General features: G+C 38.8%; 17 protein-coding genes and 1 tRNA gene. 7 read left to right on the top strand and 11 right to left on the bottom strand.

The annotated features are described in order from the left end of the window. Positions 1 to 94: 94 nt before the first annotated feature. Entirely contained in the window at positions 95 to 868 is a 774-nt protein-coding gene (locus EHO58_RS02900) for an LIC13411 family adhesin (protein ID WP_208728717.1), read from the top strand. A 58-nt stretch (positions 869 to 926) separates the two neighbouring features. Here EHO58_RS02900 and EHO58_RS02895 read toward each other — a convergent pair whose 3' ends face one another. The 3 genes from EHO58_RS02895 to EHO58_RS02885 form a co-directional block, all read right to left on the bottom strand. Beyond that, entirely contained in the window at positions 927 to 1,289 is a 363-nt protein-coding gene (locus tag EHO58_RS02895; protein WP_100722467.1) for an LIC13410 family lipoprotein, read from the bottom strand. Between the two features lie 69 nt (positions 1,290 to 1,358). Beyond that, entirely contained in the window at positions 1,359 to 1,808 is a 450-nt protein-coding gene (locus EHO58_RS02890) for a MarR family winged helix-turn-helix transcriptional regulator (protein WP_135627817.1), read from the bottom strand. After that, positions 1,805 to 2,290: a glutathione peroxidase gene (locus tag EHO58_RS02885; protein ID WP_100708539.1), complete on the bottom strand. Its 486-nt coding sequence runs from the start codon at positions 2,288 to 2,290 to the stop codon at positions 1,805 to 1,807. Before EHO58_RS02885 ends, EHO58_RS02890 begins: the two co-directional genes overlap by 4 nt. A 208-nt stretch (positions 2,291 to 2,498) precedes the next feature. Between EHO58_RS02885 and EHO58_RS02880 the strand changes: the two genes are divergently transcribed. Next, positions 2,499 to 2,858: a hypothetical protein gene (locus tag EHO58_RS02880; protein ID WP_135627818.1), complete on the top strand. Its 360-nt coding sequence runs from the start codon at positions 2,499 to 2,501 to the stop codon at positions 2,856 to 2,858. Here EHO58_RS02880 and EHO58_RS02875 read toward each other — a convergent pair. Further along, a complete protein-coding gene (locus EHO58_RS02875) occupies positions 2,848 to 4,131 on the bottom strand; it encodes a porin (protein ID WP_244241043.1) in 1,284 nt (427 codons plus the stop codon). The two genes, EHO58_RS02880 and EHO58_RS02875, sit on opposite strands and share 11 nt — an antisense overlap. Before the next feature lie 95 nt (positions 4,132 to 4,226). Between EHO58_RS02875 and EHO58_RS02870 the strand changes: the two genes are divergently transcribed. Beyond that, a complete protein-coding gene (locus EHO58_RS02870; protein ID WP_135678498.1) occupies positions 4,227 to 6,020 on the top strand; it encodes a monovalent cation:proton antiporter-2 (CPA2) family protein in 1,794 nt (597 codons plus the stop codon). A gap of 6 nt (positions 6,021 to 6,026) precedes the next feature. Here the strand turns inward: EHO58_RS02870 and EHO58_RS02865 are convergent, their stop codons facing one another. After that, positions 6,027 to 6,647, bottom strand: a complete 621-nt coding sequence (locus tag EHO58_RS02865) for a DUF6935 domain-containing protein (RefSeq protein WP_135678496.1) — start codon at positions 6,645 to 6,647, stop codon at positions 6,027 to 6,029. A 132-nt stretch (positions 6,648 to 6,779) separates the two neighbouring features. On the opposite strand from EHO58_RS02865, the gene EHO58_RS19705 reads away from it, so the two are divergent. Then, the gene (locus EHO58_RS19705; RefSeq protein WP_135678494.1) at positions 6,780 to 7,559 is read left to right on the top strand and encodes a ZIP family metal transporter; all 780 of its coding nucleotides are present in this window, start codon (positions 6,780 to 6,782) and stop codon (positions 7,557 to 7,559) included. 63 nt (positions 7,560 to 7,622) lie between these two features. Here the strand turns inward: EHO58_RS19705 and EHO58_RS02855 are convergent. Further along, positions 7,623 to 7,694 (bottom strand) — tRNA-Gly (locus tag EHO58_RS02855). A gap of 64 nt (positions 7,695 to 7,758) precedes the next feature. Here EHO58_RS02855 and EHO58_RS02850 point away from each other — a divergent pair. Next, positions 7,759 to 9,291, top strand: a complete 1,533-nt coding sequence (locus EHO58_RS02850) for a carboxypeptidase M32 (RefSeq protein ID WP_167483177.1) — start codon at positions 7,759 to 7,761, stop codon at positions 9,289 to 9,291. Then, positions 9,288 to 9,626 carry a hypothetical protein gene (locus EHO58_RS19490; protein WP_167483176.1) on the top strand — a complete coding sequence of 113 codons (339 nt, stop codon included), beginning with the start codon at positions 9,288 to 9,290 and terminating at the stop codon, positions 9,624 to 9,626. Before EHO58_RS02850 ends, EHO58_RS19490 begins: the two co-directional genes overlap by 4 nt. Positions 9,627 to 9,645: 19 nt before the next feature. On the opposite strand, the gene EHO58_RS02845 is transcribed toward EHO58_RS19490, so the two are convergent. The 4 genes from EHO58_RS02845 to EHO58_RS02830 all read right to left on the bottom strand — a co-directional run bounded on the left by EHO58_RS02845 (position 9,646) and on the right by EHO58_RS02830 (position 11,779). After that, positions 9,646 to 9,972 (bottom strand): YnfA family protein, encoded by a 327-nt coding sequence (locus EHO58_RS02845; protein WP_135678492.1) that lies wholly within the window; start codon positions 9,970 to 9,972, stop codon positions 9,646 to 9,648. Further along, positions 9,972 to 10,433: a DUF1801 domain-containing protein gene (locus EHO58_RS02840; protein WP_135678490.1), complete on the bottom strand. Its 462-nt coding sequence runs from the start codon at positions 10,431 to 10,433 to the stop codon at positions 9,972 to 9,974. Before EHO58_RS02840 ends, EHO58_RS02845 begins: the two co-directional genes overlap by 1 nt. A 124-nt stretch (positions 10,434 to 10,557) precedes the next feature. Then, on the bottom strand, positions 10,558 to 11,367 hold the full coding sequence (locus EHO58_RS02835) for a hypothetical protein (protein ID WP_135678488.1): 810 nt from the start codon (positions 11,365 to 11,367) through the stop codon (positions 10,558 to 10,560). Next, positions 11,354 to 11,779, bottom strand: a complete 426-nt coding sequence (locus tag EHO58_RS02830; RefSeq protein WP_135678486.1) for an ABA4-like family protein — start codon at positions 11,777 to 11,779, stop codon at positions 11,354 to 11,356. Before EHO58_RS02830 ends, EHO58_RS02835 begins: the two co-directional genes overlap by 14 nt. A 121-nt stretch (positions 11,780 to 11,900) precedes the next feature. Here EHO58_RS02830 and EHO58_RS02825 point away from each other — a divergent pair, with 121 nt between their 5' ends. Further along, positions 11,901 to 12,551 carry a TetR/AcrR family transcriptional regulator gene (locus tag EHO58_RS02825; RefSeq protein WP_135678484.1) on the top strand — a complete coding sequence of 217 codons (651 nt, stop codon included), beginning with the start codon at positions 11,901 to 11,903 and terminating at the stop codon, positions 12,549 to 12,551. A gap of 5 nt (positions 12,552 to 12,556) precedes the next feature. On the opposite strand, the gene EHO58_RS02820 is transcribed toward EHO58_RS02825, so the two are convergent. After that, positions 12,557 to 13,372, bottom strand: a complete 816-nt coding sequence (locus tag EHO58_RS02820) for a PhzF family phenazine biosynthesis protein (RefSeq protein ID WP_135678482.1) — start codon at positions 13,370 to 13,372, stop codon at positions 12,557 to 12,559. Between the last annotated feature and the right edge of the window lie 37 nt (positions 13,373 to 13,409).

Raw genomic sequence — 13,409 nt, 5'->3', positions numbered from 1 at the left:
AAAATTTCTCCACTTTTACGATTGCGTTTCCTGATGAAACCGAGAGCTTAGCGGAAAGCCGATCTTGGCGACTAAAGTCAGACTATTTCCCGAAATGAAAAAAAGACTCAGCATACATTTTTTCTGTATTTTTCTTTTGGGTCTCATAGTGATCGATTGTTCAACATACTGGTCCCATCGAAAAAAAGATTTAGGGGACGTTTTTACCGCAGGAGTAGAAACTCCAGGTTATGGGATCGGAGTTAGAATAGGACCTCTTGCAACCGGATTTGTTTTTCAAGGTGGGGAATCCGAACCGGGTAAAAGAGACCTAGGAACCGGATACGGATTAAGAGGTGGAACTTACGGACCTTACAGATCTCAACAATTGATCTTTGGGTTTTTAGGTGGGGAAAAGTTCCACTCCATGCCTCCCATAGAAACTTCTCCCAAAAAAGAAGAAACCAAAACGCCTGCATCAAATTCTTCAACAAGCGATAACTTTTTACTTCTGCCTGAAACACCGGAATCGGAACAGGATCCAAACCCTACACCGGAACTTTCAGACGAAAGATTAAATTCTAAAAGTTATGAAATCAGATATTTACGTTTTTATAATAATCCAGTCTCCGAAAGAAGAAAGGCCAAAAAGGAAGCATTCTTTCGAAAATACTTGGAAAGTTTAGATCCGGATAAAAGGAACGAAGCGATCCAAACATTCTTAGCCCAAAACCCTAAAAATAAAGACGATTATCCTTCCGCGTTTTTATTCGAAGTGGAGTTATATATTTCCATTCGATATGGGATCAGATTAGGATTTAATTTCGGGGAATTTTTAGACTTTCTCTTGGGATTTGCCGGAATCGATCTAATGGAAGACGATATCTAAAAATAAAAAAGGCCGCTATACCTGCGGCCTTTTTTGTAGATGTTAATCTATATTCGAATTAGAGTTTGTATTCGTATTTTTTGATCACACCTTTTTTATCAACGATCACTTTGATATACTTAGTACTATCATCAACTCTGGAAGGTTTCTCTGCCAAAGTTTTGTAAGAATTTTTTTGGTAAGTAGTAGATTCAAGATACCATTCTAAAACGGATCCGTCTTGGGTGTTTTCTTCGAAAGTAGGAGTTCCTAAAACAGCTTCTGCTTTAATTCTTTTATCTCCTTCCTTGATCATATTCGCTTCTACAACACGAATATCCGAATTCGGAACGTAAGCCGGCTCCGATTTTTTTTGTTCGGAAGAACAAGCTCCGAAAATAAGTACCGCAGCAAATGATATTGCGGATAATTGGCGTTTCATTTTTAAACTCCTTAGCGCGAGCGCACTATTTAAAAAAGCGGCTCTATAGTTTTCGATAAAACGGATTTGTCACGCCGAATTTCTTAATTTTTGTTCTAGGATAATAAGAAGGTCGTCCAGATCCCGTTTCAGGCCTTGCACCTTTTCAGCGGTGAGACCTGATTCTTCCAACAATCGTTCCGGAATACAAACCGCTTTTTTTTGCAATTTTTTTCCTTTTGTGGTCAGGCTAACCACAAGAGAACGTTCGTCCAGATCCGATCTATCTCTAGTCAAAAGACCGGAAGATTCCATTTTTTTGAGAAGAGGAGTCAGAGTCCCGGAGTCCAGAAATAATTTATCCCCAATTTCTTTTAGAGGGATTCTATCGGTTTCCCAAAGGACCAGAAGAACAAGATATTGAGGGTAAGTAATATCGAACTCTTCCAAAAGCGGTCTGTATAAAGCAGTCACCGCTCTGGAAGAGGCGTAAAGTGGGAAACAAATCTGTTTCTCTAACTTTAAGGATTCGTAATTCACTTGGAAAGAAGTTCCTCGATCTGTTTGTCCAATTTTTCCGGAGGAGTCATCGGAGCGAATCTTTTGATCACGTTTCCTTGTTTATCTATCAAAAATTTGGTAAAGTTCCATTTAATGGATTTTCCCAAAAGCCCTGGAGCTTGTTTTTTAAGATATTGGTAAACCGGATGAGCTCCGTCTCCATTCACTTCTATCTTTTTGAAAAGAGGAAAATTCACTCCGAAATTCACCTGGCAGAAACTTTCGATCTCAGCGTCACTTCCCGGCTCTTGGTGACCGAATTGGTCACAAGGGAATCCTAATATCTCCAGACCTTTTCCCTTGTACTTATCGTACATTTCCTGAAGGCCTTTATATTGAGGAGTAAATCCGCATTGGCTCGCTGTATTAACGATCAATAGGACCTTTCCTTTATAATCTTGTAATTTTTTTTCGGATCCATTGTTTAAAGTAGCGGTTAGTTCGTATAAATTCTGGGCCACAGTTGGGCACCTCCTAGTTACGTAGTAAATAGATTGCATACAATTTAATTTTGTTCAATCTTTTTTAGAAAAATTCTAAAAGTATATATTGAAAAAACGAAAAAATTTAAGACCTGAGTCTAGCTGAAAAAATCGGAATTCAATAAAAAGGCGCAAAATAAATCCAAGGATCGGGCTCTTCTTCCAACATGATGTAAGAGGAATCAAAATGAATTTAATTTCTTTATTTCAAGGAAGAGAAGAAGGCCAGATACAAAATGTGGAATCTGTTTCAGCAGATTGGGAAGAAGCAATTTTCGTATGTAGCAAATGTGCGATGAAAATAAACGGGGAAACGAATGGTAGAAAAACCCGTCTGAAATCCGAGTTAAAAGACGCTCTTCGGTCGGAAGGGATCCACGGAGTTAAGGTTCTAGAAGTTTCGTGCTTAGATGTTTGCGAAAGAAATCGCATTGCGATCGGTTCCAGTGTAAATTCTAAAATGGGTAAGAATATTCTTCTATCCCCTCCCGGCATATCCGGGAAAAAACTTCTCCCCATAATTTTACCGGATCGATTTAGATCTTAATAGAAAGTGAGAAGATAAACATACGATCTAGTTTGGATGTATTATTCTCATGAGGATATATGGAATCCATGGATCTTCTGTACTGGTAGGTAAATCTTACTAAAATGGCAGGATCTGGATGATAATCCAAGGTAGCAGTTGCACCGCTTGTTTGGAAACCATCCTTAGTATTCGTGACAATGATCATTTGTTCCCGATCTAGATATCTTTCCAATCGCATACCGATTCTCCAATCGGGTAAAAAACGATACGCGAGCCAGAAGTTTCCCACATAGGTTTGTCTAAATGCTGTGCCATCTCGACGAAGATAGATTGGACCCTCAGGAGTATATACCAGATCTTCTCTGCTTGCTCTTTCCTGGTAAGCCACATCAAAAGAAGAAGCTAATGTAAGTCGTTGGAATGGTTTCCATTCTGCGATAAAATTATTATAATATCTGGTTTCTTTCGGGGTAGTAGTCGGTTGTTCGTTGCCTATAAAGGTATTCCAACGAAACATCAAGTTTCCAAGAGGATTCCATTCCAATCGAAAACCGCCAGAGATATCCTTGTTATTGTCCGTGACTACCTGGTATCCATTATTCAAATGAAGTTGGTAAGAAAGTTTATCTGTGATCTTACCACTCAATCTTGCTCCTGAAACATAATAAGGTACGTAATCGAGAGAGAATGCGCGAGTATAAACGAAATTCTCATGAGAAATCCAAGACTCGTATCCTAAATGTCCGAAATAGATCCCCGCATCCAGCCAAGTGGATTTTCCTAATCGAACACCTCCATACGCTTCTTGCATATTTCGGATAGAAGATTCATTAGAAGTTTTGCCTGTGGTCCCTTCTCCCGAATAATTTGCTACGACCGATGTACCGAATTGGACTGCAAATCTTCCTCTGTATTTATCGGTTTCCACTTTGGCATCTAGATATGCCAGGTTGATATTGTATTCGTTGGTTCGAGTTGCTTGGGTTGTATATAATAGTTCTTTAGATGCAGGTCGGTTCAAACTTGCATTATAATAGCCATCAACGAAAAAACCGAATTGGATCGGGATTACCAGATTCTCTTTCTTTTTAGGATTTAATTCTTCCGCTTTAAGACCTTCTACTTCTTCTTCTTCTTTTCCTTCCGAAGAATTTTTAAGATCTGTCTTTTCTTCTTTATTCTGAACAATTTTGTCTTTAGGTTTATCTGAGGTTTCCTGGGTCCTAAGTTCTTCGGAAAAAATAGGCTCCAAAAACGAGTAAACACAAAGTAAAAAAATAAACCTGGACAATCGCAATTTCTGGAACATGTCTTGGAAAAGTGGTTTTATTCCATATCCGTAAAATGTCTAATGAAAATTAATTCAAATCAAAAGGAAGAGCATTGATGGAAGAGAAAAGTCTACTCGTTACCGCCATTATTCTATTAAGCACAGCCGTTCTATGTGTTCCTGTTTTCAAAAAGTTAGGAATAGGATCCATCATAGGTTATGTCGTAGGAGGAATTCTGATCGGCCCCCATGGAGTCCGACTTGTGACCGGTGGGACCGAGATCATGCATTTTGCAGAATTCGGTGTGGTCCTTCTTCTTTTTTTAATCGGGCTAGAACTCCGACCTCAAACTCTTTGGGTGCTTCGAAAACCAGTTTTTGGAATGGGATTTTTCCAAGTAGCAGTTTCTTCACTTTTATTAGGTGGATTGATCGGGTATCTATTCCAATTAGGTCTTATTCCTTCGATCATATTAGGGATTAGTTTATCACTTTCTTCTACTGCATTTGCTCTTCAATCCTTGGCGGAAAAAAACCAACTCAATACTTCTTATGGAAGATCTGCATTTGCGATCCTTCTCTTCCAGGATTTAGCAGTGATCCCCGTAATGGCAATTCTTCCTTTGGCAGCTTTAGAACCTGGACAAACCGCTCATAATGGATTAAATTTTTATAAATTAGGAACTGCGGTTGCAGCTATTCTTTTAGTGATCCTAAGCGGGCGTTTTTTGATGAGACCTCTTTTCAGAATGATCGCCGCAACCGGTAATCACGAAATTTTCGTAGCTCTCTCTTTGGTGCTAGTGCTCGGAGTTTCTTTTGCAATGGAGAAGGTTGGGCTTTCCATGGCGCTCGGTTCTTTTTTGGGGGGAGTATTACTCGCAGATTCCGAATACAGACATGAGTTAGAGGCAAACTTAGAACCTTTTAAAGGATTATTATTAGGGCTCTTCTTTCTTGCGGTTGGAATGTCCATGAATCTGGAAATTCTGATCAATCATCCGTTCTTGATTTTCGGTCTTGCGATCGGACTAATGTCGGTTAAAGGGATTGTTCTTTTTGTATTAGGAAAGATCGCAAAACTTACTTCCGATTCTTCTTCCAATCTTGCGGTAAGTATTTCCCAGGGTGGAGAATTCGCGTTCGTGATCCTGAATGTGGCTGCTCAACTCAGTGTTCTTTCTAAAGAAACGACCGATTATTCTATCGTAATCGTTACTGCCTCTATGATACTCACTCCTTTTGTAGGGATTATTAAAGAAAAAGTAATAGATCCTTATATACACGAAGAAGAAGAAAGACCGGCTGATCCTATTTATGAAAAGAACCGTGTGATCATTGCTGGTTTCGGACGGGTCGGACAAATCATCTCCAGGATGTTGTATCTGCATAAGATCCGATTCACCGCATTAGAGCATAATGCAGACCAGGTAAATGCTGCCAGAAAATTCGGTCATAAGATCTATTATGGAGATGCAAGTAGACTAGATCTATTGAATGCTGCAGGAGCAGCCCAAGCTGAAATACTTGTACTTGCCATTCAAGATGCAGAGTTATCCGTAAAAATCGCCAAGATCGCTAAAGAAAATTTTCCAAACTTAAGGATCGTTGCTAGAGCCAGAAATAGATCCCATTACTTCGATCTAATGGAACTGGGTATTGAAACAATACGAAGGGATACCTTTGCTTCTTCCTTAGAACTTGCAGAAGAAACTTTAAAAGATCTGGGATTTTTACCTTCGGAAGTAAAATACTTTATCCAAAAGTTCAGGGATTATGATGAGAAAATGGTCGAAGATCAATTCAAACTCAGACATAACGAAAAAGAACTGATCGCTTATTCCAAAAATGCGGTTCGTCAATTAGAAGAAGCTTTCGCTGCGGATATGTTACAGAAAGAAGCTTCTTAAGGACGATCAAAGATCGTCCGCAGGATTAGAAGTCGCAGGCTTTTTAATTCCTACTAATAAACTGGAAAACTCGGAAGCTTTCCACACACCTTTCGCGTTTCTTTTTACAGTTACAGGCCTTGGAGTGTCCGCGCCGGAAGAAGGAAGAAATAATTTTTTCTGTCCGGATTCTTCTGTTCCACTGAATCGATTAGAAGTCAGGGTAAAGTTATATGGAGGGTTAGAAGGTTTGTAACCGTTTTGGAAAGAAGAGCCAGGAAGATAAGAACCTATTAAATAAGGATGCTGCTCTAACTGTCTTTTCACTAAATCGATCGTGTTTCGATTGATATTAAAACCTTTGTACCCATTGGGAGAAGTATCCGAGATGAGAGAATTAGCGTCCAAGCAGATGATTAACGCCTTCTTACCTTCTTCCGCATTTTTGGAATAGATAGAAAGTGCAGCCAAAAGAACGATAACCGCTCCTTGGGAAGTACTTGCATTCGCATCTCTAAACGACTCGAAAGAAGAAAAATCAGCAGGCCAAGAATTTGCTGTTACAGTATAGGTTTCATTTTGAGCGGATAAAGTCGCCGCGAACAATAAAATCGAAAGAATAGAAACGTATTTTAGAATTCGATCCATAATTCCCCACCAATATAAAGAATGAGGTCAGATTTAAACAGGAAGTAAAAACAAGTCCAGAAAAAACTTTCTGACAAAATAAGATTTGGAAATTCTATTGCGGATTCATTTGGGAAAATCCAAACCTGGTCCATGTCTTCTAATATCATATTATCCGGATTTTTAGCAAGTTTAGTCGCAGGACTCTGCACTGGTCTTGGAGCAGCAGGTGTTTTTGCGATCAGACAACTTTCTACAAAATTAGAAGACGGGCTTTTAAGTTTTGCAGCGGGGATCATGCTTTCTGCATCGTTCTTCTCTTTATTATTACCTGCATTAGAGATTGGTGAAATTCATTTTCAGGACAAAAGTTCTGCTGCTGGTATCGTAATCTTAGGCTTACTCTTTGGAGTTGGAATTCTATTTCTGATCCACAAATATTCTCCTCACGAACATTTCATTTCAGGAAAAGAAGGACCTGATACAAAAGCCCTCAGCAGGATCTGGTTATTTGTAGTAGCAATCACCCTTCATAATTTTCCGGAGGGAATGGCGGTTGGGGTTGGATTCGCTGGAGACGGTTTATCTTCAGGGATCTCTCTTGCAACAGGTATAGGTATCCAAAATATTCCGGAAGGATTGGCGGTTGCAGTTTCACTTCTATCCGTAAAATATTCTAAACTTCAATCTTTCACCATCGCGTTCTTAACCGGATTGATAGAACCGATCGGAGGATTGGTCGGAAGTTTTGCGGTCTCTATCGCAGGACCGATGATGCCTTGGACGATGGGATTTGCCGCAGGTGCTATGTTGTTTATTATAGTAGGTGAGATCATTCCGGAAACTCATAAGCGAGGATTTCATGACTTCTCTGCTTTGACCCTGATCTTTGGGTTTGTGTTTATGATGTATTTAGATACGATTTTTGGGTAAGTTCGAGTCCCTCAAATAGAGATGAACTTGAAAATTTCGTTTTGATTTAAAGGGGAAAATTTTTGCGGGCAGAGGGACTCGAACCCTCACTAGAAGCTTGGAAGGCTACGGTGCTAGCCATTACACCATGCCCGCGATAGACAAAAGTCAGTTTTTGGTTGGTGGGCGAGATGTCAATCGAAAAGAATGTTTTTTAAGTATGTGGGAATCTGAGCTTCAAAATTGGGAAAATATCCTTCCGGCATTCAAAGCCTATAGGGATGAATTCCATAATATATATCATCTTAGAAACATTGGAAGTGTATTACATTGGGATATGGAAATCGGTATCCCAAGCGACGGCTTAGGCGAAAGAGGTGATCAACTTAGTTTTCTTTCCGGGCTTGCTCATAAATCTTTTATCGGCGATTCATTTCGCAGTCTAGCGGAGAAGGCCAGAGAAGAAAACTCTCGCTCTGATGCTCCGGGTAAATCTCTTAGAGAAAGAGAACTACATTTATTATTCAAAGATTTAGATCGTTCTTCTTGTTTACCAATTTCTTGGGTAGAAGAGTTTTCTAAGGTCACTAGCCAGGCTCATTCTATTTGGGTAGATGCAAGAAAGAAGAATGATGCTTCTTCTTTTCTTCCTATCTTACAAAAGATAGTAGATCTAGTCTTTCAGAAGGCCGACTATTTCGGTTATTCTACAGAAGTGTATGACGCTCTCTTAGATGAATATGAACCGGAAGCTAAAGCAGCCGATTTAGAAGTTCTATTTGCCGATCTTAGAAAATCTTTAGTGCCTTTGATTGCAAAAGCGAAAGACGCAAGTTTTCCTTTTCAGGGAAATTTTCCGATCGATTCTCAGATTCCTTTTAATACAAGTCTTCCTGTTCTTTTAGGTTTGCCTGAATCCGGATTTCGTTTAGATTCAAGCGCTCATCCTTTCTCTACTTCCTTAGGTTCTTTTGATAAAAGGATTACTACTCGTTATGAAGAGTCTGATCCTCTTTCTTCCGTCTATTCCGTTTTGCATGAGACCGGTCACGCATTGTATGAGGCAGGCATTTCTTTGATTCTAGGAGGTCCTTCTCCTTTAAAAGATTCCGTTTCTTTAGGTATTCACGAATCCCAAAGCCGTCTTTGGGAAAACCAAGTGGGAAGATCTAAAGAATTTTGGGAAGGGATCTATCCTTTATTTCTGAAAAACTTGGGTATTTCGGAATCTTCTCTTCCTTTTTCTAAACTTTATTCTTTTGTGAATAAATCCAAACCTTCTTTGATACGAGTGGAAGCTGACCAGATCACTTATAATCTGCATGTGCTCTTACGATTCCAGATCGAAAGAGCAATTTTCAAAAAGGAACTTGCATTAAAAGCTCTTTCGGGCGCTTGGAAAGATGGAATGAAATCTTTGCTAGGTGTTGATGTTCCGGATGATTCCAAAGGATTTTTACAGGATGTTCATTGGAGTGGTGGAGCTTTCGGTTACTTCCCCACTTATTCTTTGGGGAATATTTATGCGGCCCAACTCTATTCTGCCTTCCTCAAACAAAATCCTAGGTTTAAGGATGAATTGAAAAACAAAGAAACTTCTTCTCTCCTTGATTGGCTTAGAAAACATGTTCACAGTAAGGGTAGAAGTTTGGAAGCAAAGGAACTGATCCGACAAGCAACTGGAGAAGAACCAAATTCCAAATATTTAGTAGAATATCTGGATTCTAAGATCAAAGAACAGGAGTCAGTATGAGCGGAGAAGATAAGGAAGAATTAACTTTAAAATCTTTCGAAGAATTGTCCTTCTTTGATAATCTTGCATTGTTTTATTTATGCAATGAAACTCCACCTCAAACCTTGGCATTAGCATTCTTGGTAGGAGATAAAAAAGTTTGCGGCTCCATGCTGGGAGTTATGGATGCAAAACGTAGGGCTTATGTTCACGAATTGATGTCCAAACAAAACGATGTTCCGGATGAAAAGAAACATGCGGCCGCGCAAGGATTACTCATTATCGCTGACGGATTGATCCAAAGAAACCTGATCCGTAAACAGGGAAAATTTTATTTCGGAACAGAAAGAGATTAAGTCTTAAGCCGACAGATCTTCATCTGGGTGTATAATAAATCACTGCTACACCGAATAGAGCGATTAATGATCCGATTATATCGTATCTGTCCGGTTGGAACCCATCCATCTTCCAGGCCCAAAGCAAAGACATCACAATAAAAAACCCACCATAAGTAGCATACACTCTTCCAAAAGAAGAAGATTGTAAAGCGGCGACTATTCCATACAAGGCCAAGATCAATCCACCAACAATCAAATAGATTACCGATTTGGATTCCTTATACCAAAGCCAAACAAGATACCCGCCGCCTATCTCACATAGACCTGCGAACAGAAAGATCATTATTGATTTAAAATATTCCATTATGATTTCCTTTTTTTAAGAACAGGTTTTTTTATAGAATTCATACTATCTATGATCATTTCTTTTTCTTTTTTACCTTTTGGCAATCCCAAGCTTTGCTCCAAAAAGTTTCTGATAACATTTATATCTATTTCTTTGCTAGAAGAATATTCTAAATAACGAATCTGTTTTGTATCTCCTAACAAAATTCTATCGGGGTCTTTGAGCAAAACTCCCCACTCAAAGATTAAACGTACATTTTCCGCAAATGGAAATATACCACATACATAACCCGAATTTTTATCTCTAAAACCGATCGCCTTCCAAACCGGATAACCCCTTTCTTCGAATTCAGAAAATTCTTTTTTGATTTTACTCCTGAGAGAATTTACAATCTCTAAAACCCCCTTTGTATGTGGCTTTAGTATTTCTGAAATGATCTCAGAATTATCTTTAGTTTGTTTGAGTTTTTTAGAAACCATTCAATTTCCGAAACTAATCAAGAAGAAAAGAATCGGAAATCAAATTTAGAATATAGTGAAAAATTAGAATAATAAAATCGATCCGAACCAAATCAAAACATGACAGATTCGGATCGGGTTTTATTTAAATCAGAGGCCTTCCAAGCATTGCATGGATAAATACAAATCCAACCAATAGCGCGTATCCTATAGAAACGATTTTGACACTTGTAGTTTTCCAATCTTTTCGAATCGCAAAGAACGCGAACAAAGGAAGAACTTGAAGCGCGTGTATTCCTGCAAAATGTGCAATTCGAATATCTCCCCCGTTTCTACTCCAATTCACCAAAGGTAAACCTGGACCTCCGTCAGGAACTCCTACTGAATGAGCAAGTCTCGCCGATATAAAGACTCCAATGATAGATGCGATTGCAAATATCCAAAGAGAGGACCGGATAGCTAAAAGAGTTCTAGAATCCAATTTAGAAACTAATAACTTGAACTTTCTATCCATCCAGATCGAAACAGGGATCATTGGAAAGATAAACATTCCCATAATACTATAAATCGCTCCATCAAGTGCAGAAGATTGGTTGAAGTGTGACTGTACTCCTCTCGCTGATTGTAAAGTTATAAGCACCAATTCCACAGCGGTAGAGATGACAAAATATTTTTCTACTCTATCTCTGAATTTTGGAAAATCTCCCAGCAATTCCAAAAACCAAGCCATAGTCCAAAGAAAGGTCCCAATCGAAATGGCAAATTTGATCGGCTTTATCCAAGTGTTAATTCCCAAAACGGTTCTAGAATCTATTTGAGAAAAAAAGATAAAGACCGGTATCATTAAAAAGGAAACCAGCCCCACGTAAAAACTAAGAGGGCGATTCTTTCTGATTGAAGAAAAGAAATTTACTCCAGTTGCATTATTATAATTTAAAACATTAGATGCTTGCATGGCTTCCTCCTTTTCTCCAACGAACGATTTGAAATAATAAATAACCGATTGGTCCGAACATTAAAGTAAAGAACAAACAAGGGATAAGTATCCATCTGGAGATTCCCAAAACTTCTGCTTCCTTTGTTTCCCAAATTCCAACGAATAAATCGAATGCAAGATAATGAACCCAACCCGCGAGCAAGACCCAAGGATTAGAAAAGAGTTTTGTCACACCTTCTAAAGATCCGAAATCGAATCCTCCTCTTGCATGTAATACAAGTATCAACAAATACAATCCGGAAAGGATCAAAGGCCATATACCATTCCTTACCAATAATTTGGTTACCTTTGCATTTGGCAGACCAGCGAGTAATAACCAGCCTATAATCGCAAAATTGCTGGCTAGTTTAAATGTTAGTTCTGGAGTCATAAAACCTCTTAATTTCCCGATTTAATCCGGGATTTACTTGAAAAATCTATTGTCGGTCCGATAATGTTACTATTGGTAACACCAAATGTTACCAACGTCAACATTTTTTAGGAAATTTTTTATGCCGACAAAGAAAAAAATGAAAAAACCGGAAGGTTCCTATCATCATGGGAATCTGGCGGAAACCTTAAAAGCATTGGCGTTAAAACGAATAGAAACAAGTAAAGATTCTGCGTTTACGATCCGCGAAATCGCAAGAGAAGCCGGAGTCAGCCATGCCGCAGCATACAGACATTTTCCTTCTCATCGAGATCTTCTGGAGGAAATTTCCAAAGACGGATTCATAAAAATCACTGAAGAATTCACTAAGGCAGAAAAAGAAGTTTCTACAAAAGACCCATTCGAACGTTTAAGAAAGATCGGTTTAGCCTATATTTCTTTTTGTTTAGAAAACACGGGTTATTATAGAGCAATGTGGCATATAGATCTTGGGCCAATAGGAAATTCGGAAGATCTTTCGGAAGCGGGCAAGAATGCTTTTTTAAAACTTTGGGAAACCGTACTCGCTTGTGAGTCCGAAAAGATAACAAAATTCGAAGCAAGGGAAATGGCTACTGCAAGTTGGTCCATCGTTCATGGATATTCAGTCTTGTTAAACGAATGCCAATTGAACAATGTTATCTTACAAATAGATAAGAACAATGCAATGAAAGAAGCAGATAAAATTTTGCAAATTTTAGAATCCGGTTTGAAGAATAAATCTTACAAGTAAAACTTCTACTCTAAATAAAAAGATCCTTTTAGATAAAGTTTGCAGTTTCCGCCTATACGAACTCTTTCTCCTCTATTCTCGCAAACTAAATGGCCACCTCTTGCAGAAGTTTGATACGCATTTAGTTCCTTCTTCCCGAATTTTTCCGACCAAAAAGGGATCAATGTACAATGAGAAGAACCGGTCACCGGATCTTCCGGAACTCCTTTAGCTGGAGCAAAAAATCTGGAAACAAAATCATAAGACTTCCCGCTGTCTGCCGGAGCGGTCACAATCGCAGCAAAGAATGGAAGTTTTGTAAGAGCGTCATGATTCGGAATTAAATTTATAATATCTGATTCTTTTTCAAAAACGAATAAGATATCTCGAGCTTTCAAAATCTCTTTTGCTTTTATATTAAAACAAGAAGCCACATCATCCTGAGAATATTCGGTCTTTACAGGGGGCCTCGCAGGAAAATCCAAATAGTATGTTCCATTTTCCCGAAACACTTCCAAGACCCCGCTCTTCGTATGGAACTTTAAAGAAGAAATATCCGATCTATTTTCAATCACCTCGTAAATTGCAAATGCAGTCGCCAAAGTTGCATGACCACAAAGATCCACTTCAACACCAGGAGTAAACCATCTCAGATCGTATTCCCCCTTTTCTTTTCTGGGGCGAAAGAATGCAGTCTCTGATAAATTATTCTCAGCTGCTAACTCAATGAGTTTGGAGTCCGGCAACCATTCTCCTTCCCAGGGAACAACCGCCGCAGGATTTCCTTTGAATAAGGAATCCGTAAATGCATCTATTTGGAAAATAGTATATTCTGATTTCATACGTTGGTTATCATTACCTAATTTTAACAAGGAATAC

The sequence above is a fragment of the Leptospira selangorensis genome (genome assembly GCF_004769405.1).
Classification (GTDB): Bacteria; Spirochaetota; Leptospiria; order Leptospirales; family Leptospiraceae; genus Leptospira_B; species Leptospira_B selangorensis.
Note: the sequence above shows the minus strand (reverse complement) of the source record. Positions and strands in the feature narration are given on the sequence as shown.

Coding starts and splice junctions, on each gene's coding strand:
- EHO58_RS02845 (WP_135678492.1), bottom strand. CDS start 9,972: ATGGAATATTTTAAATCAATAATGATCTTTCTGTTCGCAGGTCTATGT.
- EHO58_RS02820 (WP_135678482.1), bottom strand. CDS start 13,372: ATGAAATCAGAATATACTATTTTCCAAATAGATGCATTTACGGATTCC.
- EHO58_RS02825 (WP_135678484.1), top strand. CDS start 11,901: ATGCCGACAAAGAAAAAAATGAAAAAACCGGAAGGTTCCTATCATCAT.
- EHO58_RS19490 (WP_167483176.1), top strand. CDS start 9,288: ATGAGCGGAGAAGATAAGGAAGAATTAACTTTAAAATCTTTCGAAGAA.
- EHO58_RS02865 (WP_135678496.1), bottom strand. CDS start 6,647: ATGGATCGAATTCTAAAATACGTTTCTATTCTTTCGATTTTATTGTTC.
- EHO58_RS02880 (WP_135627818.1), top strand. CDS start 2,499: ATGAATTTAATTTCTTTATTTCAAGGAAGAGAAGAAGGCCAGATACAA.
- EHO58_RS02835 (WP_135678488.1), bottom strand. CDS start 11,367: ATGCAAGCATCTAATGTTTTAAATTATAATAATGCAACTGGAGTAAAT.
- EHO58_RS02900 (WP_208728717.1), top strand. CDS start 95: ATGAAAAAAAGACTCAGCATACATTTTTTCTGTATTTTTCTTTTGGGT.
- EHO58_RS02850 (WP_167483177.1), top strand. CDS start 7,759: ATGTGGGAATCTGAGCTTCAAAATTGGGAAAATATCCTTCCGGCATTC.
- EHO58_RS02840 (WP_135678490.1), bottom strand. CDS start 10,433: ATGGTTTCTAAAAAACTCAAACAAACTAAAGATAATTCTGAGATCATT.
- EHO58_RS02895 (WP_100722467.1), bottom strand. CDS start 1,289: ATGAAACGCCAATTATCCGCAATATCATTTGCTGCGGTACTTATTTTC.
- EHO58_RS02830 (WP_135678486.1), bottom strand. CDS start 11,779: ATGACTCCAGAACTAACATTTAAACTAGCCAGCAATTTTGCGATTATA.
- EHO58_RS02870 (WP_135678498.1), top strand. CDS start 4,227: ATGGAAGAGAAAAGTCTACTCGTTACCGCCATTATTCTATTAAGCACA.
- EHO58_RS19705 (WP_135678494.1), top strand. CDS start 6,780: ATGTCTTCTAATATCATATTATCCGGATTTTTAGCAAGTTTAGTCGCA.